26 protein-coding genes are annotated in these 22172 nt (G+C 61.6%); all 26 read right to left on the bottom strand.

Going from position 1 to position 22172, the window contains the following annotated elements:
* Window positions 1-13: 13 nt before the first annotated feature.
* The 26 genes from RA26_RS12625 to RA26_RS12500 all read right to left on the bottom strand — a co-directional run bounded on the left by RA26_RS12625 (window position 14) and on the right by RA26_RS12500 (window position 22168).
* The gene (locus tag RA26_RS12625) at window positions 14-958 is read right to left on the bottom strand and encodes a LysR family transcriptional regulator (protein ID WP_039184111.1); all 945 of its coding nucleotides are present in this window, start codon (window positions 956-958) and stop codon (window positions 14-16) included.
* A gap of 33 nt (window positions 959-991) precedes the next feature.
* Window positions 992-2488 (bottom strand): aldehyde dehydrogenase, encoded by a 1497-nt coding sequence (locus RA26_RS12620; protein WP_039184110.1) that lies wholly within the window; start codon window positions 2486-2488, stop codon window positions 992-994.
* Window positions 2489-2502: 14 nt separating this feature from the next.
* The gene (locus RA26_RS12615; RefSeq protein ID WP_039184109.1) at window positions 2503-3177 is read right to left on the bottom strand and encodes a DUF1028 domain-containing protein; all 675 of its coding nucleotides are present in this window, start codon (window positions 3175-3177) and stop codon (window positions 2503-2505) included.
* Window positions 3178-3299: 122 nt separating this feature from the next.
* Window positions 3300-3716 carry a RidA family protein gene (locus tag RA26_RS12610; protein WP_039184108.1) on the bottom strand — a complete coding sequence of 139 codons (417 nt, stop codon included), beginning with the start codon at window positions 3714-3716 and terminating at the stop codon, window positions 3300-3302.
* 88 nt (window positions 3717-3804) lie between these two features.
* Entirely contained in the window at window positions 3805-5064 is a 1260-nt protein-coding gene (locus RA26_RS12605) for a flavin-containing monooxygenase (protein ID WP_039184106.1), read from the bottom strand.
* A 521-nt stretch (window positions 5065-5585) separates the two neighbouring features.
* Window positions 5586-6566, bottom strand: coding sequence for a phage late control D family protein (locus tag RA26_RS12600; RefSeq protein ID WP_241482641.1), 981 nt, complete (start codon window positions 6564-6566; stop codon window positions 5586-5588).
* 17 nt (window positions 6567-6583) lie between these two features.
* Entirely contained in the window at window positions 6584-6805 is a 222-nt protein-coding gene (locus tag RA26_RS12595; RefSeq protein WP_039184103.1) for a tail protein X, read from the bottom strand.
* Entirely contained in the window at window positions 6774-7184 is a 411-nt protein-coding gene (locus tag RA26_RS12590; protein WP_039184102.1) for a phage tail protein, read from the bottom strand. Before RA26_RS12590 ends, RA26_RS12595 begins: the two co-directional genes overlap by 32 nt.
* A complete protein-coding gene (locus tag RA26_RS12585; protein ID WP_039184100.1) occupies window positions 7184-9436 on the bottom strand; it encodes a phage tail length tape measure protein in 2253 nt (750 codons plus the stop codon). The genes RA26_RS12590 and RA26_RS12585 overlap by 1 nt, the downstream gene beginning before the upstream one ends.
* Window positions 9437-9550: 114 nt before the next feature.
* On the bottom strand, window positions 9551-9847 hold the full coding sequence (locus tag RA26_RS12580) for a phage tail assembly protein (protein WP_052272407.1): 297 nt from the start codon (window positions 9845-9847) through the stop codon (window positions 9551-9553).
* 9 nt (window positions 9848-9856) lie between these two features.
* Window positions 9857-10363, bottom strand: coding sequence for a phage major tail tube protein (locus RA26_RS12575; RefSeq protein WP_039184098.1), 507 nt, complete (start codon window positions 10361-10363; stop codon window positions 9857-9859).
* A complete protein-coding gene (locus tag RA26_RS12570) occupies window positions 10363-11580 on the bottom strand; it encodes a phage tail sheath subtilisin-like domain-containing protein (RefSeq protein ID WP_039184097.1) in 1218 nt (405 codons plus the stop codon). Before RA26_RS12570 ends, RA26_RS12575 begins: the two co-directional genes overlap by 1 nt.
* Before the next feature lie 85 nt (window positions 11581-11665).
* Window positions 11666-12394, bottom strand: a complete 729-nt coding sequence (locus RA26_RS12565) for a hypothetical protein (RefSeq protein WP_039184096.1) — start codon at window positions 12392-12394, stop codon at window positions 11666-11668.
* 10 nt (window positions 12395-12404) lie between these two features.
* Window positions 12405-13784, bottom strand: a complete 1380-nt coding sequence (locus RA26_RS22120; protein WP_052272406.1) for a phage tail protein — start codon at window positions 13782-13784, stop codon at window positions 12405-12407.
* A complete protein-coding gene (locus RA26_RS12555) occupies window positions 13784-14347 on the bottom strand; it encodes a phage tail protein I (RefSeq protein ID WP_039184095.1) in 564 nt (187 codons plus the stop codon). Before RA26_RS12555 ends, RA26_RS22120 begins: the two co-directional genes overlap by 1 nt.
* Window positions 14340-15239 carry a baseplate assembly protein gene (locus RA26_RS12550; protein WP_039184094.1) on the bottom strand — a complete coding sequence of 300 codons (900 nt, stop codon included), beginning with the start codon at window positions 15237-15239 and terminating at the stop codon, window positions 14340-14342. The genes RA26_RS12555 and RA26_RS12550 overlap by 8 nt, the downstream gene beginning before the upstream one ends.
* A complete protein-coding gene (locus RA26_RS12545) occupies window positions 15239-15577 on the bottom strand; it encodes a GPW/gp25 family protein (RefSeq protein ID WP_039184093.1) in 339 nt (112 codons plus the stop codon). Before RA26_RS12545 ends, RA26_RS12550 begins: the two co-directional genes overlap by 1 nt.
* A gap of 48 nt (window positions 15578-15625) precedes the next feature.
* Window positions 15626-15892, bottom strand: a complete 267-nt coding sequence (locus RA26_RS22420) for a PAAR domain-containing protein (RefSeq protein WP_039184092.1) — start codon at window positions 15890-15892, stop codon at window positions 15626-15628.
* Window positions 15892-16317, bottom strand: coding sequence for a phage baseplate assembly protein V (locus RA26_RS12535; RefSeq protein WP_039184091.1), 426 nt, complete (start codon window positions 16315-16317; stop codon window positions 15892-15894). The genes RA26_RS22420 and RA26_RS12535 overlap by 1 nt, the downstream gene beginning before the upstream one ends.
* On the bottom strand, window positions 16314-16850 hold the full coding sequence (locus RA26_RS12530) for a hypothetical protein (protein WP_039184090.1): 537 nt from the start codon (window positions 16848-16850) through the stop codon (window positions 16314-16316). Before RA26_RS12530 ends, RA26_RS12535 begins: the two co-directional genes overlap by 4 nt.
* 3 nt (window positions 16851-16853) lie before the next feature.
* Window positions 16854-17402, bottom strand: a complete 549-nt coding sequence (locus tag RA26_RS12525) for a hypothetical protein (RefSeq protein WP_039184089.1) — start codon at window positions 17400-17402, stop codon at window positions 16854-16856.
* 4 nt (window positions 17403-17406) lie between these two features.
* Window positions 17407-17721: a head-tail joining protein gene (locus RA26_RS12520; protein WP_039184088.1), complete on the bottom strand. Its 315-nt coding sequence runs from the start codon at window positions 17719-17721 to the stop codon at window positions 17407-17409.
* Window positions 17721-17912, bottom strand: a complete 192-nt coding sequence (locus tag RA26_RS12515) for a hypothetical protein (RefSeq protein WP_039184087.1) — start codon at window positions 17910-17912, stop codon at window positions 17721-17723. The genes RA26_RS12520 and RA26_RS12515 overlap by 1 nt, the downstream gene beginning before the upstream one ends.
* A gap of 68 nt (window positions 17913-17980) precedes the next feature.
* Window positions 17981-20101, bottom strand: a complete 2121-nt coding sequence (locus RA26_RS12510) for a phage major capsid protein (protein WP_241482640.1) — start codon at window positions 20099-20101, stop codon at window positions 17981-17983.
* Window positions 20028-21539, bottom strand: coding sequence for a phage portal protein (locus RA26_RS12505; protein ID WP_275041642.1), 1512 nt, complete (start codon window positions 21537-21539; stop codon window positions 20028-20030). Before RA26_RS12505 ends, RA26_RS12510 begins: the two co-directional genes overlap by 74 nt.
* 98 nt (window positions 21540-21637) lie before the next feature.
* The gene (locus RA26_RS12500; RefSeq protein ID WP_039184085.1) at window positions 21638-22168 is read right to left on the bottom strand and encodes a hypothetical protein; all 531 of its coding nucleotides are present in this window, start codon (window positions 22166-22168) and stop codon (window positions 21638-21640) included.
* Window positions 22169-22172: the final 4 nt, after the last annotated feature.

The raw sequence follows: 22172 nt of genomic DNA, 5'->3' as shown, positions 1-22172 counted from the left end.
GATTAGCCGCCGCCTAAGCGCCGCCGCCGTCCCCGATGCGGATGCCAGGCACGCTGCCGTCAGTGATCCGCTCCTGGCAGTAGTTGATGAAGGTTTTGACGGTTAGAACGTTCTCAGCACCTTCAGCCGTCAGCAGCCCCATCCGCATAGGGCGCAGCTTGCCTTCGATTGGCACGAACTTCAGTTTGCGCCCGTCCGGCGCCATGTCTGTCACTGGACGGATATTGGCAATGGAATAGCCAAAGCCGTTTGCCACCAGCCCGCGCATCACCGCCATGTCGCGGGTGCGCTCGGCAATCTGCGGTGTAACTCCGGCGTCTTCAAAAAACGAAAGGAAGTACTCGGCACTCAGCGGCAGATCCAGCAGCACCATCGGATGCGCAGCCAGGTCGTCCACAGTGACACTTGCGCGGTCCGCCAACGGGTGATCCTCGCTCAACAAGGCATAGGGCGGCAGTTCCGCCAGCGCGTTGAATGTCAGATCCGCAGGGATATTCAGGTCATAGGTCAGCGCCACGTCAATGCGCGCCTGGCGGATCAGGTCGATCAGCCCGGCCTGATCGCGCTCCGTCTGGCTTATGGTGACGGCGGGATAGAGCGCCTCGAACTGGCGGCGCAGGCCCGGCACAATCAGCTGGGCAAAGGTTAGCAGGCATCCCACCGACAAGGGCCCCTGCACGAAGCCCGAGATATTGTCCGCCAGCCGGCTGAGCGCCCCGGCCTCATACAGAACCGCGCGTGCCTGATCCATGAACTGATGCCCGGCCTGGGTCAGCGACAAGCCCTGCGCGTGCTTGCGCACAAACAGCTGCAGGCCGAATTCATTTTCCAGCTGCGACACCGCTGCAGAGATCGAAGGCGAGGACACATTCACCTTCTCCGAGGCCAGGGCAATGGACCCGGCCTCGCCGACGGCGACGAAATACTCCAGCTGGCGCAAGGTGAAACGCAAAGGCATGTCAGCAACTATGCCGGAGCAGGACCGGCCCGATCAAGCCCGGTATTTGATCCAAGTGGTTTTCAGTGCAGTGTATTTTTCCAAGCTGTGCAGCGACAAGTCGCGCCCGAAGCCCGACTGTTTCATGCCCCCAAACGGTGTCTGAGCTGACAAAGCGTCTACTGTATTGACCGAAACGGTGCCAACCTGCAGCTTGTCTGCCACCCGGCAAGCGCGGCTGAGGTTGTCGGTCCAGACCGACGCCGCCAGCCCATAGATCGAGTCATTGGCCATGGCGACCGCCTCCTCCTCGCTGTCGAACGGAATGACCGACAGCACCGGGCCAAAGATCTCATCCCTGGCCAGCGGGTTGTCGTGGCTCACGTCGTCAAAGATCGTCGGCTGCACGAAACAGCCCTTGCCATCAACGGTCACCCGCTCGCCGCCTGCCACCAGATTGGCCGAGGCTTTGCCTGCCTCGACAAAGCGCATGATTCCCTCGGTCTGCTTCTCATCTACGATGGCACCCATTTTCGAGGCCGGATCCAGCGGATCACCCGGCTGGGTCGCCTCGGCGCGGGCAATCAGCTTCTCGACAAAGGCATCCTTGATCGAGCGCTCCACATAGAGCCGCGAGTTGGCCGAGCAGACCTCCCCCTGATTGAAGAAGATTCCAAAGGCAGCCATGTCGGCAGCCGTGTCCAGATCCTCGCAATCCGCAAACACCAGGTTGGGGCTCTTGCCGCCGGTTTCGGGCCAGACCTGCTTCAGGTTCGACTGCCCGGAATACTGCATGAACATCTTGCCGACTGCGGTAGAACCCGTGAAGGCAAGGCAGTCCACATCCATATGAAGACCCAGCGCCTTGCCCGCGGTTGCGCCATAGCCCGGCACCACGTTGAAGACGCCGTCCGGCACACCGGCCTCTGCCGCCAGTTCCGCCAGCCGCAGCGCCGACAAAGGTGACTGTTCCGCCGGTTTCAAAACAACCGAGTTGCCGGCCGCCAATGCCGCAGCCGCTTTCCAGGTCGCCATATCCAGCGGGAAGTTCCAGGGTGTTACAGCCCCGACCACGCCCAACGGCACGCGGCTGACCAACGCCAGATCGCCGGGCCCGGTCGGCGCCACCTCGTCATAGACCTTGTCGATGGCCTCAGCGTACCACTGGAAGAAATGCGCAGACCCGGGCGCGTCGATGGTGGCCGCATCGGTCACCAGCTTGCCCATGTCCAGGCTGTCCAGCAGCGCCATCTCCTCCAGATTTTCCCGGATCAGGTCCGCCAGTTTCAGCATCACTGCCTTGCGGGCCCCCGGCGCTATCCGCGACCAGCGCCCATCCTCAAACGCCCTGCGGCCCGCCGCAACGGCGCTGTTCACGTCCTCTTCATCGCATTCGGCAACCTGCGCCAGCACCTCGCCCGTTGCCGGATTCACGCTGGCAAATGTCCTGCCCGAGGCCGCATCTATGAACTTGCCGTCAATAAAGGCCTGACTGCGGAAAGAAAGAGCCGCCGCCCGGGATTTCCAATCATCCAGTGTATAGTCCAGCATCGTCTCTCTCCTGATTATTCGTCGCCCGGCACGCCGTAGGACGGCGCCTCGCGCGGGTCGAGCGCGCGCTGGACGTAGGCATCCAGCTGCGGCTTGTAGATGTCCCAGGCCATGGCAATGTTCTCGATCGGGCAGTCCTCAGACCAATCGCAGCGCAGGTCGGCCACAGGCCAGCTCACCTTGTCGACGATTTTCATGCCTGCCGAATGCACCGGCCCGGCCTCGCCGCCTGCCGCCAGCCCGGCCCGCATGGAGGCAATCAGCCGGTCGCCAAGATGGCCGGTTGAAGCCGCGAACCCGTCCACAATGGCCTGGCAGACGCCATCGTTGGCCAGCAAGTTGCCGCCCGAGGCCACATCCTGGCCTTCTGCCTGCGTCCAGATGCCCAGAGAGTTCGGTCCGGAGTGAATGGCAGTGCCGCCGCTTTTGTCTACGGCCAGCACTTGCCGGTATTCAATGAACCTGCCGCGCCGCTGAATCTCCGCCACCGCCTCAGCCGCGCTCAAGCCCTGCTCCATCAGGTCGAGTGCCAGGGGACCGAGACTTGGGTCGGTCACATTCTGGCTTGCGACCGCACCAACACCCGCCCGCGCAAAGGAACAGCGCGCCGCCACCGCCGGCGAGGAGGACGAAATCGCCACCCCGAACATGCCCGTTTCCGCGCAGCGCGCCACAAGCGAAAATGTCATCGTCTTTCCTCCTCAACAGCCATTGGAAACGGACCCGTTCTTCATCTGGCCGGAAATATCCTCGGGGGTGAATTGAGCCGCAGGCTCAAGAGGGGGCAGACAGCCCCCTTCCCGCTTCCGGATCAGTCCGGAATAACCGCGGTGCCGTCGATCTCCACCAGCCACTCGGGCCGTGCCAGCGCCTGCACAACCAGGCCGGTCGACACCGGGTGCACCCCTTTGATGTATTCGCCCATGGTGCGGTAAACCGCCTCGCGGTGGCGCACATCGGTGATGTAAACAACCACCTTCACCAGATGCTCCATTGTGCCGCCGCACTCTTCGATCAGCTGCCTGATGTTTTGCATCACCTTATGGGTCTGCTCCACCGGATCGTGGCTGTCGATGTTCTTCGCATCGTCCAGGTTCTGCGGGCATTGGCCGCGCAAATAGACAGTCTTGCCGCCCTGCGTTACCACCGCCTGGCACAGGTCGTTGTCGAGGTTCTGTTCCGGGTAGGTGATCTTGGTGTTGAACTTGCGGATACGGGTATGAGCCATGGTGTCCTCCTGGCCTGGCGGGATGGCGTGTCCGGTCAAAACCTGTGCTGACCGGCACAACTGTCATGTGCTGCTGCGAACCGGAAGGTCAGGCCTCATCAGGCGCGCGGTAGCCTTCGTAATGGCGCTGGATGGCGATCTGGTCGGCCACATGCTTGGCATCATGCCAGACCCCCCAGATGAAGGTCGAGCCGCGGCGCGACTGCCAGGGCAGGCCGAGGAAGTAGATCCCCGGCTCCGCGGACACGCCGCGCTGATGCTGCGGGCGGCCGGTCCCGTCAAAGGCATCGACGTGCATCCACGAGAAATCCTGACGGAACCCGGTGGCCCAAAGAATGGTTGTGATACCTTCGTTTTCCAGGTCGAGTGCGCGGATCGGGTTTGTCAGACTGTCCGGATCGGGGAAGGCCTTGCGGGCTTCCGGCTCCTCAGGCAACTCAATGCCGGTGCGTTCGGCATAGGCATCCGCAAGATCCAGCATCTTCAGGTAGTCCGCGTCGCCTGCTGCAATATTGTCCTGCAGATCGCCGGCGAAATTCATGACCCCGTTTTCATAGGACTCTGTCAGACCCAGCAGCGTCACCCCCTCGCCTGCCAGGCGGCGGAAATCCATGGTCTGACCGCCATAGGCCCCGCTGACGGAGATCGTCACATGCTCCTTGCCCGGCTCCAGCGCGGCCTGATCCCACAGGCCCAGCACCCCCAGCCACCAGACAAAGTCGCGTCCCCGGTACATCCGCGGCGGGCGATCGTGCGGCCCCACCGAAAGATAAACCTTGCGGCCTGCCCGGTTCAGCTCATCGGCGATCTGCGCACCGGATGACCCCGCGCCGACCACCAGCACCGCGCCTTCGGGCAGCTGTTCCGGATTGCGGTAGTGAAAGGAATGAAGCTGGTTCACCTCTGCGCCTTCCGGCACCAGCGGCGGGATAACGGGGTGCTGAAAGGCGCCGGTGGCGGCAACAATGCGCTTCGCTTCGATCACGCCCTTTGAGGTCTCGACCCGGAAACCGCCGGTGCCCTTGATACGCTCGGCCCTGGTCACTTCGACACCGGTCCGGATCGGGGCGTTGAAACGCCCGGCGTATTCAACGAAATAATCCGCAATACGTTCCTTCCCGGCAAAGGCTTCCGGATCGGTATCCGTGAACTCAAGGTTCGGAAAACGGTCGTGCCAGGCCGGGCCGTTCGCCACCAGCGAGTCCCAGCGGCCAGTGCGCCAGGCCTCGGCAATCCGGTTCTTTTCCAGCACCAGATGCGGCACGCCATGACTGGTCAGGTGTTCGCTCATGGCCACCCCGGCCTGACCAGCACCGACAACCAGCGTATCAGTTTTTTCGATCGCCATGTCCAAACCTTTCCTGCATCTTCCGCCGGCGCCATCGCCCTGCCGGCTCTAGAGGGGAGAATGTTCACATCCTCAGCGCAGGAGAAAGAAATCTATGGCTTACCCCTGCTTCGCCTGCCTCTAACCCGCGCTTCTCCGGCCTGTGCACTGCACCAGACCCGGCGCCGCAGACCTTGCGCAGAAGGCGGTGAGTGACAGACTGGCCGGGTAACGCCGTCGAAACAGGCCCAAGGCATCCCTCAGGCGTGAAGGAAAATTGGAGCTCAGGCCACCTTGGAATATCCGGGAACAATCAGGCGGAAAGCCCGAAGCAGAGCAAACTGCCCGGTTCAAAAGCCAGGTCAGGCTCAGGAGAGAATTGCCGTTTTCGTGATTTAGTGGCGGGGAGACAGGGATTCGAACCCTGGGAACGCTCTCACGTTCAACGGTTTTCAAGGCTGATGGAAACCAGGCGTTTTCAAACGCTTGGCCTAAAAATTTCCCAAGACAAAGCGAAAACACCTGCAGAACGTGGGAAACAGCTATTCCAGCGGCTCCGCCTCGATACTGGTGCGATACCCGCCGCTGTCCAGAGAATGCGTGGCCCTGGTAATCAGCCAGGGCCCGTCGATGTAAGACCTGAAGCCAGCAGCCTGCAGCACCGCCTCTGCCTTGGCATCCGGGTCGCCTTTCAAATCGATCGATAGCGAGCGCCCAGCGCGGCGCAATCGGCGCAGCTCTGTGTCAGCCGCCCGTTGTGCCGTTGCCTTGTCAGGGAAACGCCGTTTCAAACGCTGCACCGGTGCGCCCTCGCCCGCCGTGCATTCCTGCTGGCTGCCTTGAGCGAGATCTTGATAGGCCGCCACTACGGAACCGATCTTTTCCCGCAGGGTGTTCCGATAGCCCCAGCGGCTTACACCGCGTTCGGTGATCGACAGAACGGGCATCGGCTTGCCGGATGCCGTGAGGCTTTCCCCGCGCCGCGCCATGATCAGGCGGCCGTTGCCAGGCTTTGCGATTGCGTCCAGATCGCGGGCCACCCGGGACAAGAGGTTTATGTCACTCTCGTCGATCTGATCTATGTGAGGCAGTGCGATGTTCCCCAGGCTCTGAGCAACCAACGCCTGCAACCCGTGTTCGCCAGCGATTTTGCCGACCATCGCCGCGATGGTTGTTCCCTGCGGCCAACTGCGTTTCTTCTGGTCTGTCAGAGCGGTTTTGCCGCTTGTGGTGGTCCCATTTACTGACGCGCTGCCGGTGATCACAATGGTATCCGGCCGCCCATGCAGTTCGAAGGCGTCGGCGATGAAAAGGCCCATGAACTTCAGATTGAAGGCGTGCCCCAGCCAGACCTTGATTTCGGCCCCCTGGCGCGGCTCTTTGAGCCGGTCAAACGTCCCCGTGTCGCTCAGAACAATCTGCACCTGGTCCGACTGCACCCCAGCGGCGTCTGTCAGCGTCAGGCTCGAAAGGCGTGGTGCAAGAATGCCGGTGATATCCTTGCCGTCGACCTCTACCCGCATGAGGGGGCGAAAATCCGTCAATCCCATAGGCTCACGCTTTCCGCCTCTTTCGGGGTTTCGATTTCCGGCAGCTGAACAGATGTACCAACCGGTAGGACCGGTCCAAGATCCGCCAGGCCCGGGTTTGCCTCGAGCACAATCTCCAAAGCCCCACGCACCTGGTTTCCGTAGTAGCGCCAGACAATTTCGTCGACCGTGTCGCCGTCCTTAGAACGGTAAGAGACTGCGGAGTCCGCCATCATATCTCCTGATGCTGATCGTGAAATCTTGCCGCAATGGCGCACCCTGTTCGGCAAAGGTGCGCTGGCTTTCGCCCACCCGTTCGATCACCCACAGCCCCAGCACTTTGCCGGTGCCCGCGATCAGCGGCAGAGGAATGCCAAGGGATGCCGAAAGCCGCATCTTGTCGACCTGTCCCAACCCTCCCCGGAAATGCGGGTAAATGGTACCTTGCAATGTCATTGTGTCAGCGCCCAGCCCGGTGAACTGCAGGGCGTCATGCTTGCCCATACGTTCAATGGCGCCCCAGCGGTATTCCGTGGAACGATAGAGCCGCTGATATGCGGCATCGTCCAGGCTGAACTGATAGGCGCCCAGCTGCATCATTCTGCCTGCCATCACCCGCCCCCATACTGGCCGTAATCGTGCGCCGCATCATAGAGTGCCCCGGAACGGGCCATGCGCCCCCGGCGTTCCAATTCATCGGCAATCTGGGTAACCGTCAGGTGCGTCGCGTGGATCTGGATATGCTGGACTACCGGCGCGGCCTGCCCCCCTGCGGCCGGTGCCTGGGGAACTGACGCTGCAACAGCGGCCTGCGCCTGTTCCATCGCTCTCTGCAGCCCTCCGCCCAGTGCGGCAAGCATGGGCTCTGCCCGCGCCGCCAGCTGCGCCAGCCGCTCAGTGGCGCCAGCGTGCGCGACATATGCCCCTTTCGAGTTCCAGATCGTTTCCGGCCCTTGCTCTCCGACACGACGAAAGCCGCGGCCGATATCACCGCCCAGGAACGATCCAGAGATATGCATGGGGGCGGCGCGGCCGTTGACAGTGTTTCTGGCAGCACTTTGCGTTTCTGGCGCGTCGTCTCCGCTGCTGAAGATACCCCCAATACTGGAACCGATATCCTTTATGCCGTTAACAGCACTAGCGCCCTTATCCCGAAGCCAAGTCAGTTTTTCAATGACAGGCTGCAGCTTACCCATCAGCCAGTCGAATTTCTGTCCCAGCCAATCCAGAACCGTTTTCAGGCCGGTTTTGACGTTCTCCCACGCGGAGACAATGCCATCAGTCCAGCCCAAGGCGTCAGTTACCGGCCGGATCACATTCTCCCAGGTGGCCTTGAACACCGCGCCGACGCCGTCCCATAGGGTGGAATAGTAGCCTTTGATCCCGCCCCAGGCTTTGCGTGCACCATCGGCCGCGGCTTCCCAATCCCCGCGCCAGACCCCGCCAATGAATCCGCTGACACCTTCAAAGGTGGCGCGCACGCCGCCCCATAGTTCGCCGAACCACGGGCCGACTTTGTCCCAGTTCTGGTAAATCAAGACAGCTGAACCGGCGATGGCCGCCACGGTCAGGCCAATCGGGTTCGCCAGCAATGCAGCACCTATGGCTTTGATGCCGCCAGCCACAAGAGGCAGCACACCCGTAAGACTAACCAGGGACACACCCAGGCGCCCGACAGCGATACCGAAGCTCGCAATGCTGGCAATCGTTTTGCCCGCGAGCACCGCGCCGATGATCACGCCGAAGTTCTCCCAGCCGCCGACCATCTGGGCAACCCTGGATGCCACAGCGCCGACCTGGCTGGATACTTTGCCCATCCCCTCGACGATTTGGCCAATCACCGGCAGCGCGGCCTCAATCTTGTTGGCCGCGGTCTCGGCAAACGCCTTAATGTCTTCGCGGTTTTCGATGGCCCAGGCACTGAATTGCTTCATGGACCGGGTCACTACCGGCATCAGCTCAGCGCCGATGGTGTTCTTCAACCCCTTAATGGTCAGCTGCGCGTCAAGCTGCGCATCCGCAAATTTCTCCGCATCCCGTGCGGCCTCTTCGCTCAGCACATACCCGGTGCGCCGGGCATCCTTGCGCAGCTGTTCCAGCGCCTCAGAACCGCTACCCAGCATGTTGACCATGCCTATACCCGACCGGCTGAACAGCGCCGCAGCCAGCGCGGCCCGTTCGGCCGGGCTCTCGATCTTGTTCAGCTTGTCGGAAATGGCAGCCAAAGCCTGCTCTGGCCCCATGCGAACAAGGTCATTTGCGCTCAGTCCGATCTGATCCAGCGCCTTCTTTGCGGCACCGGTGCCCTTGGCAGCCTCCCCCAGCCGCTTTTGCATAGCCGTAAGGGAGCTATCGAAGGTGCTGACCGAAACCCCAGACCGCTCAGCAGCATATCGGTATTCCTGAAGCGCTTCGATGCCAATACCAAGCTTGCCCGCCGTCTTTGCTACGTCGTCGCCGTACTTCGCGGTTGAGCTCGCCAGTGTGAAGATCCCGGCACCGGCGGCTGCAACGCCCAGCGCCATCCGACGGCTGAGGCGGCCCACGTTCTCGGTCATTCGCCCGAAGGATTCGCCGACGCGCCTGCTGTCCCTCATGGCACGCTCCCAGCGGCGCTGTTTTCTGACCAGCTGCTCGAGGGTACGCTCAAGGTCTTCGTATTCGCGATCCAGGGCATCAACAGATTTGCCCTGTTTGATCAGATCCGCGCGCTGGCGCGACAGTTCTTTCTGCCGCGCCTTCACAGACTTGATGCTGTCTCCGACACTCTCAAAGCCGGAGCGGATCAGGCCGATGTTCTTCTTGAAGGATTTTTCGAGAACGCCGCCAATGGTGATATCGGCGCTAAGACGTTGCTTTTTCATCCAGCCCCCTCAGCCACCAGGTTAGACGGCTTGCGCTCATTGCGGTGATTTCGGCATGTGACCAGCCAGTCGCACGCGCCAGCAGCAAGACACCAGCGCGCGCGGTTTCAGGCTTCAGCCATTCAAAAAATCCAGCGCCTCCTGCAGGCGGCTGTAATCGCGCATCTTGGCGGCTTGGATTGCCTCGGCCGGAACCTCGGCCAGGTTGGCGATCAGAACCACCTCGGACATTGCATTGTCCTTGTTTGCCATATCCCGGGCGGCGATGTTGTCGCCGACAGACGGCTCCCGCAGGGTCAGCGATTTGCGGGCTTCACCATCCACCTTAACGCCCTTCAAAAGGGTCACCGTGATACGGTCTTCCTCGCCGCTGCTGTCCAGCTTCAAATATTCGGGCAGTTTGCGTTCCATGGGTTCTCCTTAGATGCCAAGCGCGGCCCGGCGTTCGGCGAGCTGATCCACGCCTCCCACGATCCGCACCATGTTGATAACGTCGACCTCGGTGGTGACCTGGCCGTCGATGGTTTCCTTGAAGTATTCGACCGACATATTGACGGTCAGCGAGGCGGACTGCCCCGGCGACCAGGTGCCCCGGTCGCCCTGCAGGATCTTGCCCCGGATATTGTGCACCACCGCCTTTACGGTGCCGTCTTCGCTTTCCAGAGAGCCGCGCGCGGTGACTTGGATCAGGCGGCCCGGCGCAACACCCCAGAGGGACAGCACAGTCGCGCTGTAGTTCCGCAGGACAAAGGAGGTGGTCATTTTCTCCTGTCCCATGTCGATATCGACGGGGCCATCCATCCCGCCTGCCCGGTATTCCTCGGCGGCGATAGAAGGGCTGGGCGGTGTATAGTCGCCCATCTTGCCCGCGTGGCCGTGGCCATCAACGAAAAGGTTAAAGGCCTTCAGAATGTCGGTGATAGCCATTATGCCAGAGCCTCCGCGATATAGTCGTTGGTGAGGTGCGAGCGGAAGGTGACCCGCTCAGCCGGATAGGGCGGCGTGAAATCGAAGTTGAACCACACCTGACCGTTTTGAATGCTGGCCGCGGTGTTCAAGTCCGGGTCGCCCCAGCACTTGCCTCCCAGCAGCGCCCCCTGTGCAACCAGCCCCGCGATGTAGCCATTCACGCCCTCGGCAACCTCTTCGATGTAGGTTTTGGTGATTGCCCGGTCGACGGCCCACAGATGCGCGCGCTGGATGCTGTCATTCAGAACATCAGCCGTGCGGCGCACGCTGATAAACTGCCATTTCGGGTCTGCGGTCGGCACCCGGTTACCCCAGAGCCGGAACCCGTTCTGGCGAATGATCGTGGTGACATTGTTTTCGTTCAGCAGGTTGGCCCGGCTCGACTGGTCGCCCAGTTTGAAATCAACCGGCCGTGACGTGCCGATGATGCCGGTGATCCCCTCATTCGAGGGCGATTTCCAGAAGCCTTTGTCGTTGTCGGTGCGGGCGATCACGCCAGCCACGCGGGCCGATGCAGGTTCGTCGACAATACTGCCGTCGCTTGCCGCAACCTTCACCCAAGGGTCGACCACGTAAATACGGCCTGTGGTTCCCCAGTCGGCTGCATAGGTCTGCGCAGCGGCATCGGTGGTGTTCGGGCCATCAGCGACAACCACAGCCCCCATGCGGTCGGCGATCCCTTCCAGCTCCGCAACAACCGGGTTTGCCAGATAGGTTCCCGGGTTGCCGGTGTCTTCCGGGCGCTGGTGGGTCCAGCCGGGCGCGCAAAGAATGCGCGGGGAATGACCAACAACGCTTTCGGCACCTGCCAGAGCATGCACACCCTCAAACTGGCCATTGCCCGAGTTCACACCACCTATCACATTGGCCAGAGTGGCGGCTTCGTCGGCCCCCTCGTCGACCCGGACCACGATAACCACCGCGCCGATCTGGTCGAAAATACCATCCATCGCGCCGGGCAGCGTGCCGCCGCCGGTGCCATCCGCGGTAGTGTCGAGCTTGGCGGCTTCAGTGCGGCTGCCAGCGACCAGAACCGGGGTATTCAACGGGAAAGCGTCGGCATCAGCCTGCGGGGCCGTGCCGACAATACCGATAACGCCGGTGCGGATTGTACGGATCGGGCGCGGGCCCGTGTCAATCTCGATCACCTCGACGCCGTGGAGAAATCCAGACATTTTTGCCCTCGCTGTATCTGCGTTTGACAAAAACTATGCCCAGAGCGGCAAACTGATCCCTCTGGCGGATTTCCCAAAGGCGGGGTTAGGACGGAGGTGCGATACCCAGGTCAGAGGCCATGGTCAGTGCTTGCTGCTTGCCCGCCTCAAGGATCGTTTCATAGGCGAACGCATCAGCTGCGGATTCGAGCTGCGACTTCAGCGAGCGGCGCAGGCCCGAAATCCGGGCGTTAACCTGATCGTCACGGTCAGCGTTCGCCACGATCTCTGCAGCAAGATCTGCCAGGGCCTCACTGGTCAGATCAACCTCCGCCTGCAGCATGGCCAGCTGCTCCGGAGTTGCGTCCCCCGCCAGGTAAGCACGAGCTGCGGTAGCCTTGACAGGCAGAGAACGCACCTCGGCCTCCGGCATGGCCGCAGTAAGGGTGGCTGCAAAATCGTTGATCCAGCCCAGCATGGCTGCAATCGCGGCCTCTAAGTCTGGATAGGTCGGCAATACTGGTTTTTCCGTCAGCAGGCCTCCGGGCAGCGGCCCCAGGGAGGAAATCTCCCGTGCCTCGCCTTCGGCAGTCCATAGGGTCTTGCCGCGATGGTCTTCAACCTCGCTCCAAGCCGCATCGGCAAAGACACGGGCAAACCCGACTCTTGCGGCCATAGGTTCAATCAGCGTGGCAAAGCCCGGCACAAGCACCGCGTCGGCAGACAGCAGCTCATTGCCGTCGCCGTCCAGTTGGCCGGCCATCGGATCAGGCCGGGCATCCTCTTCACCTGCATATTCACCAGTCACCGGGTCGAAATGAAAAATCTTGGTCATGGGAATGCCCTCAGTATTTGATGCAGTACAGCACCGCGCGGTTGCGCGGGCGCGTTTCGCTGGCGGCGTTTCCGCTGTCGATACCGCCGGTCGCTACGGTTTCGCTTTCGTCAATCGACCAGAGAGACCCGCCCCCAGTGCCACGGTCGGTGTCGCTGCTCAATCGCGGCCGCAAATAGCTGTGGCCGTGATGCTGCAACGCGTGATCCTGCAAGCTACCCATCGCCCGGCCACCGTCTATGCCTCGCCCATTGTCCCAGCCCCTGAGGAATTCACCGCGATAGTCAGGAATGTTGAAGGTCGTGGCACCGTCGCCCGCGCCGTAAAGGGTTCCGATCTTGGCAAACAAATCGGCATAGGCCGTGCGGGAGATGGCGGCCCCGTTGCATTCCAGCCAGCCAGCAGGCGGTGTGCCCATCGCAAAAGACTGAACTGCCCCGGCCTGCCCGGTAAGTTTCAAACTGCCGTCGTTGCCAACCCGCAGTACAAGCACATCGTTGCGCCAGAACTCGACAGCCTGATCGTCCAGACGGATGCCAAAGCCATTGTATCCCTTAATATCATCATCCGTATGGTCCTCGGTGATCCCTGAAGACCGTGACGCCAGCCAAACAGGCCCCGCAGACGTGCCTGCGTTCTTACCAAGGGCTGCCAGAAGTCCCCGGCCTTGAGTGGTGGCACCATCAGCAGTGTCACCCCTTGGCGCACCCAAAACGAGTGCGGCATTTTGATAGTCCGAACCGGAACGCTTGGCATCCAGACGGGCAAAACGGTCGATGGTCGGATTTCCCACGAGCGAGGGAACCGAGAATGGAGCCTTGCTGTACCAGCGGTCATTGTCCCGGTCAAAACCGAACTCAGCGGGCGCATCCCAACCGCTGTCGTCAGCCCTTCGGGGCGCAAACCAAAACCGGTTTCCGGTATCAGTCCAACCGGCGAAAATTCTTTTGATGCCACCAAAGTTGGAGAATTGATAAGCGGTATCGGTTCGGAAAAAGGGATGGCTTTCAGCCAACAGCAACGCCAGAACCGCGGCACCGGTAAAGGCTGACGCATCCAGCTTTCCCGCAATATTGCCAACCATTGCGGCGATTTCGTCGTCATTGCCGGTGATGGCGTCGGAAAGCTCTTTCAGCGTATCCAAGGCAGCGGGGGCACCGTTCAGCAGGGCCGAAATCCGGGCATCGAGCTCAGCAACGTCTGCCTTACTCAAGCCCAGCGCTTCAACTTCCGCTTTCAGCCAGGCTGTGCGGTTGGCGAGTTGCTGCTGCGCTGCATTGGCAATACCCTGCCCCTGCGCAAGGTTTGGCGGGCCGCCGACAACCGGGTCGGTCGTTTCAATCTGGTAGATTTCGGCTTCCCAATTCGGGTTCTCCGGCAGTCCTGCCATCATGCTACTCCATGAGTGAATTGCCCGTCATAGGTGATCCGGGCGTCATAAAGGTTCAGGGCCTGCTCGTAGAACAGCCCTTTGAGGTGGCACCTGGCCGGTGCGGTGCTTTTCAGGATCTCCCTGACCTGGGCGGCCTGTTCCACCGTGATCGGCCGGGACAGGTAAACGCGGTATTCCGCCCAATGGTCGGGCTCGTCGTAGGTGATTGCACCGTCGAACAAAAAGGAACCGTCATAGGTCTCCCAGCCATGACGCTCAACTACGGTTGCGTCACCATATCCCGCTGCGGCCACAGCCTGTTTTACCGCGCCTACGGTTCCCTTTTTTTGATGCACTGAAAAGGCTTGGCGGATTGCGTTTCGCTTCGCTTCGTCCGACCAGCCCGGGTCCCAATCATCAACAGAGAACGCACCGGCCAGCCAGGGAAGAAGCTCCGCCGGGCAATTGTCCGGGTTCCAGACTTCCCGCAGAAGCACAGGCAGAGCAAAGGCCTCACGCAAAACCGCCTCGAGCGCCCGCTCTTCCTCAGTTGCATTATGGGGCAGCAGACTGTCAGACACCTGTGCCCCCCACGGTTACGGCAACCCCATTGCAATAGGTCGCCTGGCCGTCATTAACGGCTACGTCCGCGGCAGGGGATGCCAGGACCACGTTTTGCACCCCAGGCTGATGCAGCGCCGCGTACAGGCCCGAAAGCGTCACATCGCGGCCCAGCCGGTGCTGGGCGTCGGCGTAGGCTTGGGCAGCCTTCTCAGCCGCGGCTCTCACCACCTCGCTATCCGGGCCAGGATAGACGGTCAGAGAGGCGCTGATCGAATAGGTGACGATTTCAGCAGCTTGAACAGTCACCAGATCACAGAGCGGCCGCACATCATCCGCATTGACCGCAGCCTCAACGGCGGAAACCAGCGCTGCACCGGCGGCGCCATCGGCGGTACGGGACAGAACGGAAATCAGAACTTCGCCGGGTGCCGGGCTTTGGACACTGGCATCGGCGACGTCCGGGTCGGCGCCCAGCGCGTGAAAGATGTAGGCCCCAATCGGCCCCGCGGCGCTCAGCCCTTCAAAGGCTAACAGCATCCGGCGGCGAAAATCGGAGTCACTCTCAAGAACCGACGGAACCGGCGGCAGCGCTTCCGGGTCACCCGCATCGATCACAAGCCGCGCAACCCCGTAGCGCGCTGCGATCTGGTCCAAATCAGCACCTATCGCATAGGCTGGCATAACTGCCCGCGCGGCATCGTTCACACGCTGCAGCAGGAGAACCTTGAAATAGGCTCCAAGCTCCAAGAGCTTGTAAGCTGGGTCACTTTCTACAAGGGCGTCAAAGGCTGGCGCCCGCGCCCGAAGGTCTGCCAGCATTTCAGCGAGCGTTGCCTCATAGTCCACCACCTGAACCGCATCCGGGGCAGGCAATTGGGAAAGGTCGACAGCGGAAAATCCCCCAGCCATCAGCGCACCTCTATTCCGTCAAGGGTGATTGGCTGGCCGTCCGGGAGATATACCCCCTGCAGCGACACCAGAACATTGCCCGGCTCTGGCATTTCCACGCTGATTTGATCCAGCTGAAGGCGCGGCTCCCAGGTTTCCAACGCCTCATAGGTGGCAGCCATCATTTCCAGCCGGGTTGCGTCATTCATCGGTTCGTCAACCAGGCTGTACAGGCGGCTGCCGTAGTTCCGCCGCATTACACGGGTTCCGATAGGCGTGGTCAGAATATCCCGCACCGACTGGCGCAGGTGATCAAGGCCAGACAGGCTTTTCCCGGTTGTGGCGTCGATTCCAAGCATGCCCAAGCATCATCCCGGAACCGCCCCCGAAACCTCTGGCGGTTTTCCCTAACCTCCTGCCGACACGTTGCCGGAGCCGCTTGCTGCATGTCCGCAGGACGCCAGGTCACCTTGCCTGCAAACTGCGATGCCCTCGGCAAAGACGGTGCCGCTGGCAGTGGCCATAACCGGACCTGCATGCGCACCCAGCCCGTGAGGGGCTACCGCGCAGCCCAGCACCGCAACGGCGCTCCCATTTACGCGAACAGTCGGCGCCAGAGCCTCGACGATAGTGCCGCCCGCGGCGTCCTGCCCTATGCGAGAAATCCCCGGCATCAGTTCAAGTCAATCCCTGCACCATTGAGCGAGATCCCCGCTGCATCCAGTACCAGCGTCGATCCATTGCTCGAAAGTGTAATCGCGCTCGCTGTGATCGTGATCGAGGACAGCCCGATTTTTACCCTGTGCATGGCCTCACTCGATCCGGCGCCAGGGTTGCCGTCACTGAACACCGAACCGAGAATGACGCCATTTGCAGTGTCGCCGGATTCGGAGACGACGATCACCTGTTCGCCAATGCTCACCGGAGCCCAGACTGAGATTGCGGCAGCCCTTTCCGCTTTCCAAGGCAGCCAGCCACTCACACTATCGCCACCAAACGACACCTTTGCGCGAGCGGCCCCTGCATCAACCGCGGTCACCACGCCAAAACGGACGATCCCCTCGCGCATTTGCTCACCACGCGCCGCACTGTAGCTCATGCGGCACCGCCTGGCAGATCGCTATAATCTGCCTCGTTGCCTGGCCCGATTTTGGGCGCGAAACCGATCTTTACCACACCCGGGGTAACACCCTCGCCGGTCCAGACGTTTTCGCCCAGATCAAGCTTTTGATCCCATTCAACCGCCCAGACTTCAAACCGGTCAAAATCAGGGTCGAATGCATCCGGCCCGATGATTGTGACACTAGCTGGGCTCACCGGCTGCCCCCAGCGGTTCTGATGCACAAAAACTCCCAGCGCACCGGCCAGCTTGCGGACCTCACGCTTGACGTTCACCTGCTCGAAACCGAACACCACCCGTGCGGCCCACTTGCTCACCACCGGCAGCTGCCCGCTGCCGCCATCACCATCGGGAGACGCTTCCATATCAACCAGCTCGAGCAGAACTGCTGGCACGTTCAGTTTCTTGCGGTCGGCTTCATAGTCTTCGACGGTCAGAAGTACCGGGAACTGATCTCGTATCTTATCGAGGATAGCCTCGTGCAATGCGTCCAAGTCGAGATTGTTGGCCATGCCTTACCCTTTCCCCACGTTGTAGAGCGTGCGCGCCCGCACCTCCGCCCGAAAGTGCTTGAAAAACACCTCTTCGATCTCGTCGAAAACCTCGTCCTCGATGTAGATCTGTGCCTTGTCTTCGATGGCCATACGTTCCTCCCGTATCGGGTAGGCCTTTTGCGTTGCGCGCCTCATGACAGTCGGTCGGCCTTTGGCGTTCCTGGCGATGAACGCACCGGGGAAATCTTGGCCCGCAAAGGCCGCACCGGCGCCAGTTAGGGACGCCCGGCCCTTGAAAGCCGACACCCGCATATCGTTCAGGCCAAACCACATTTTGACTTCCCCCAGGCCTTTTCCACGCTTGAACCTGAAACCCTGCAGGCGGCGGCGCAACTCCGCGGCGGTGCGCAACTTCAGCTCTGTGCGCAGGCCTTTGCGGGCGCGGGTTTTCATGGTCTGGGCGGTCCTGCGCAATGCCCGCGAATAGGCATATTGCAGGTCTTTTTCGCTGGCCTTGAACTCATCGGCGATGCGCTTCAGCTCGCGGGCGTCAAAATCAAAAGCCAGCATGGTTTCAGTCTACCGCCGCCAGGATCAGCACCGCAAAACCAGTTCCATCAGCCTGCGGCCCGGTCACCAGCAGATAGGACCGGCCGTCGATCTCGACCCCATCCTTAGCCGACAAATCGGCAACGTCCGACGCCTTGCAGGTCAGCCGCGGCTGGGCCGCGTCGGCCTCGTATTCCCCGATTTGCGTGTTGAAATAGGGTTCGTCAAAAATGCCCCTGATATCACGGGAAACGCCTTCCCGCGGCGTGACGGTTGCCAAGGTGGCAAAATCGTCAAGCTGCAGGAAGGCGTCGGGGGTTTCCCAGGCAGGCCCGGCCATCAGTCGTCGCTGGCTTCGGCCTGTTTGCCCCGGCCGCGTTTCGGCTCTTCGATCTTGCCGCGCTTGATCAGGCCATGCGCTTCAGTCTTGGTCAGTTCGACGGTGTCTTTGGGCTTCTTGATACCGCCGTCCCAGATGAAAGCACTGGTCACGGTGTATTTCGATTTCGGAGCCTTTTTCTGGTCGCTCATTTTTCAATCCTCGATTGGGGAATAGACCCTCCGGCCCGGTTCGGGCCAGAGCGCAGGATTAGCGCCAGTTAGCTGGCGTCGGTGCCGTAGCAGAGGCCCGCCGGGTGGCGCAGAACATAGTCAGCGTCCTGCATGCACACGATCCGCAGGCGGCCGCGGCGGCTGTGGGTATAGGGGTCGACGGTGATATCGAGCCCGCCCCACATGCCGACCAGGACGTTGCCGAAATCGCCGTGGAAGACGTCGCCGTCCTTGATCTGGTTGGTGACCTCGCCGCGGTAGCCGTTCACGGTGTTGTCGTTCTCCCAGATCGGCGAGCCGTTGGTGCCATCGAACTTCTGGGTGCTCTTGAAGTGGCCGCGCATTTTGGCGTTCTGGACATAGGCCATGCGGTTCACATCTGCATTCGCAGCTGCAATGTCGCTTTCCATCTGGATCACTTCTTTCCAGGTGGGCATTGCGGTCCCGCCGCCGGAGGCCGCGCCGCCGAAATCCACCACGTTCACACCGTTGGTGTTGGCAATGCCCAACGGCTGATCACCGGTGCCGGTTCCGTAGAACCCGGCATAGTCGAGGGAGGTGCCAGTCGCGAGGGCAAGGTCACTGCGGACCAGCGCCTCGATATCCATGCTGGTCTGTTTCAGGGTGCGCCGGGTGATCTCCGAATAGGCCGCCACGGTCTTCGGAGAGAACTGACGCTGGCCCAGGCTCAGCAGATCCTCGGCCGCCTCGTCGTCTTCACCAATCCAGTAGCCGGTGGCTCCGCCTTCCTGTGTCGGAATATCCGGGTTGCCGACAAGCCCCATAAGCGGGGTCGCCAAGCGCAGCAGAATTGTCTGATTGCGCAGCATCTGGATAAAGCTCTGAGTCAGCAGCGGGTTTGCAATGGCGTTGCCACCGGTGTCTGCAGCCGTCGCACCGCCGCTGCCGGTATTGAGCGGCGCACGCATCAGCACGTCAATCGGCACCATGATCCCCTGGGCGTCCCGGCCCTGGGCTTCCGCAGCAGCGTCGGACGCCTCGAATTCAAAGGCTGCGGCTTCCTGGGCCGCCCGGTCGGTCGGGTTGGCCAAAGCCCGGATAGCGCGCAGGAACGAGAACTGGTCCGCTTCGCCATCGGTCAGACCGACGCCAGCGCGCTCGGTAATCTGGCGGTTTTCGGTGCTGCGCTGATGCAGGTGATCAAGCAGCCCGTCGCGCATTTCCTGAACGCCGCGCCCCTCCGCAATCATCCGCTGGGCCAGCTCCGGGGCACCGTACTCGGCGCCCAGTTCGTTCAGCTCGCGTACACGGGTGCGCTCCTGTTCACGGCCACGCTCTACCAGCGCCGCCTCGCTCTGACCGCCATCGTTACCGCCAGCGCCGCCAGCTGCGCCGCTATCGGCACGTTCCAGCACTTCCAGCACTTCGACGATATTGCCGTTTTCATCCACTTTTGCGCGGACCTTGTTGCCGTGCGCATCGCGGGTGATGATCGTTTTCATCTCGTTTTCCCTTTGCTGATTGCCCGCGGACCGTTCCGCCGCGCCTGCATCTTCCCCCGCAGTCTGCCCGCCTGCGGCCTCGCCGCCCTCTGGCGGAATTTCCAATTCGCGGCCCACGCCGACGCTTGGGTCGGCCGGAACAGCCACGATTGAAATCTCGAAAGGCTCCCACCGGGTCACGGTGACCAGGTTGGGCTGGCCCTCGCGAATTTCCTCTTTGATGGTGTGAACCTTGTAACCCACCGAAACATGGCGCCGGATACCGTCGACCACGTCCTGAAAGATCTCCTGGGCCCGCACGCTCTGACCAAACCGGACCATCGCCCGGCCGACGCCGTCAGCGTCAACCCGCGCACTTTCCACCACCCCGATCTGATCATCCCAGTCATGGCTGACCAGCAACGCGCCACCGTCGTTCAGCCGCTCAAGGTTCACGGCATCTGCTTCGTGCGAAAGAACTTCCTCTCCGAACCAGCGGCGTACCGGCAGGGTGCTGGAAAATGCGAGTTCGACCGTGCGCTTGCCCTCGTCGATCTCGCGCACTTCACCCATGCGCCGCAGGCCGCCGCCTTCGCCGCGCGCGTTGATCTGCTCCGCGGTCAGTTCCCGGGTCAGCGAACGGCCGACCAGGTCAGCTGCCGTCCTGATTTCCTTCGTCGGCCCCTTCACCGGCTTTTCCGGCTGCTGGGTTGGCTTGCTTGCCATTGCCCTGCCCTCCTTTTGATTTTGCTGTGACTAGCGCCGTGATGATTTCCTCGGAGATTCCGGCGGCGCGCATGTCTTCGATATCTGCCGCGATCTCCGCATAGACTTCCCGCGGGTCCCGGCCGCGTTCCCGGATCACCTGACCACGGGACTTGAACATGTTTTCGACCGCGTCAGCGTCGGCCTTCACGTCCTTTGCTGGGTCGATCCACTGCCACCGGCGGGCTTGGAACATCACGGTAAGGAACTTCGACCGCTTTGCCGCAGGAAGGGCTGAACCGTTATCCAGGGTGATCCGCTGCCGCAGGAGGGCCACCTCGAGCCAGCGCTCATATACCGGGATGGCAAAGGCCTCGATCAGGCTTTCCTGCAGTTCCTGCCAGTGATCTCGCTCGCTCAGCACACCATGCCGGATGCTCGAAAGGTTCACTCCCTCAAGGTCATTGGCCAGGTCGTTGTAGGCTACGCCCAAACCGGTTGCGATGCCGCGCAACTGGTGCTTGGAAAACACCGCCATTTCGCCATTTGGATATGCGGTTTGCGTGCCTTTCAGGCGCGCGCCCATAGGCAATTCCTGATAGACGCCGTCCTCGCTTTCGATCTCAAATTCGCGCAGCTCGTCGCCGTCTTCTTCGTCTTCTTCATCGGCGTCGGAGGGCCCGTATCCTTCGGCCCATTCAATCACGCCGAATTTCTTAGCGCTTTCCCGGGCATTGTTCAGGGCGCTTTTTTCAAAATCCCCCAGCTGCCGCATGCGCAGCAGTGCCGTCGCCATCCACGGCAAACCGCGTTTCTGGCCGACAAAATCCTCTTCGAACCAATGGACGATCTCGTCTGCAGGCACCCGGACAAAGGCCCGGCCAGAATAATGATAGTCGGCCTGGGACTGGTCCAAGGTGGTGAAGTAGTAGGCAACTGGGCGGCCAAGCTTGGTGTATTCGATGCCAGCGCGGATGAAGCCGCCGCCTGGCCGCCGGTCTTCGTCAAAATCCACCGGGCAGAGCACCGGATCGAGAACCTGCAAAGCAAATCCCCACGGCCCGGCATCGCGCCCATAGACAAAGCGCACCATAAACTCGCCGTCAGTGCAGAGGCCATTGACCAGAGTTTTCTGGATCTGCCGGAAAGACCGACGCCCTTTCACATCGCAGTTCCGCCCGCGGCACCAGTCACCCCAAGCGCGTTCCAAGGCTGTATTCGCACCGCTGTCGAGCTTGCCCTTTCCGTCACGTGCCTGGGCCTGCAGAACAAAGCCGCGCTGGCCAATCAGGTTGCGCCGGGCGCTGCGCTTGAAGGCTTTGGCATAGTCGTTATTGGCAGACTGCTCCCGCGAACGCGCGACCAGCACCCGCCAATTCCGGCGAATGATCTGATCCGCTGGCATTGGGTTGCTTGTCCAACCGGTTGTAAGCCGGTCGGTTTCGGCTGCCTGAAACATGCGCGTGCCGCGGCGGCGGGGCGGCGACAGCATTGGCGGAGCGCGGCGCTGCGGTTCCGGGTCGGCAGCTGGCGCCGATCTGCTGAACCAATTCAGGATCATGTCATTCGCACCTTGATCATGCGCCCGAACCTGCGCCCGTTCTTGGCGGCCTTCTTGCCAGCAAGTTCGGCACGGTACTGGGTGCGCAGCTTTAGAAGCTCGCCCAGAGGGGTTCGCTGCAGCGAGCGGTTGTTGATCTGGTAACTCTGCTGGTCGATGGTTGCGCGGTTCTCGATCACCGCCTCGATAGCATCCAGAACCCGGCGCACATGGTCGCGCCCGTCATAGCCTGCGGCCTGGGCCATAAGATCAGGAGCGACACGCACTTCGCCCGTTTCCACGGTCACCACATCGTCACCCGAAACGGCCCGCAGCTCATACCGGTAGTGTCCCGGCAACCAATCCTTAGTGACGCTGGCGAGCGCGTGCAGCTCGTGGTTCTCTGCCTGCCCTGTTCCGGGCAAGTCGATTTGACTGGCGCCGCGCATGATCAGCGTAACCGACCAATCCGGCGCCGGATGAACCGGCAGGCAAACTGTTTGCCGGAAGGTTACCCCGGCACCGATTTCGGCAGGAATTGCGCCCACGTTT

It is taken from the genome of Leisingera sp. ANG-M7 (genome assembly GCF_000813965.1).
Lineage (GTDB): Bacteria > Pseudomonadota > Alphaproteobacteria > Rhodobacterales > Rhodobacteraceae > Leisingera.
The sequence above is the reverse complement of the archived record's forward strand: the minus strand, read 5'-3'. Positions and strand labels throughout refer to the sequence as shown.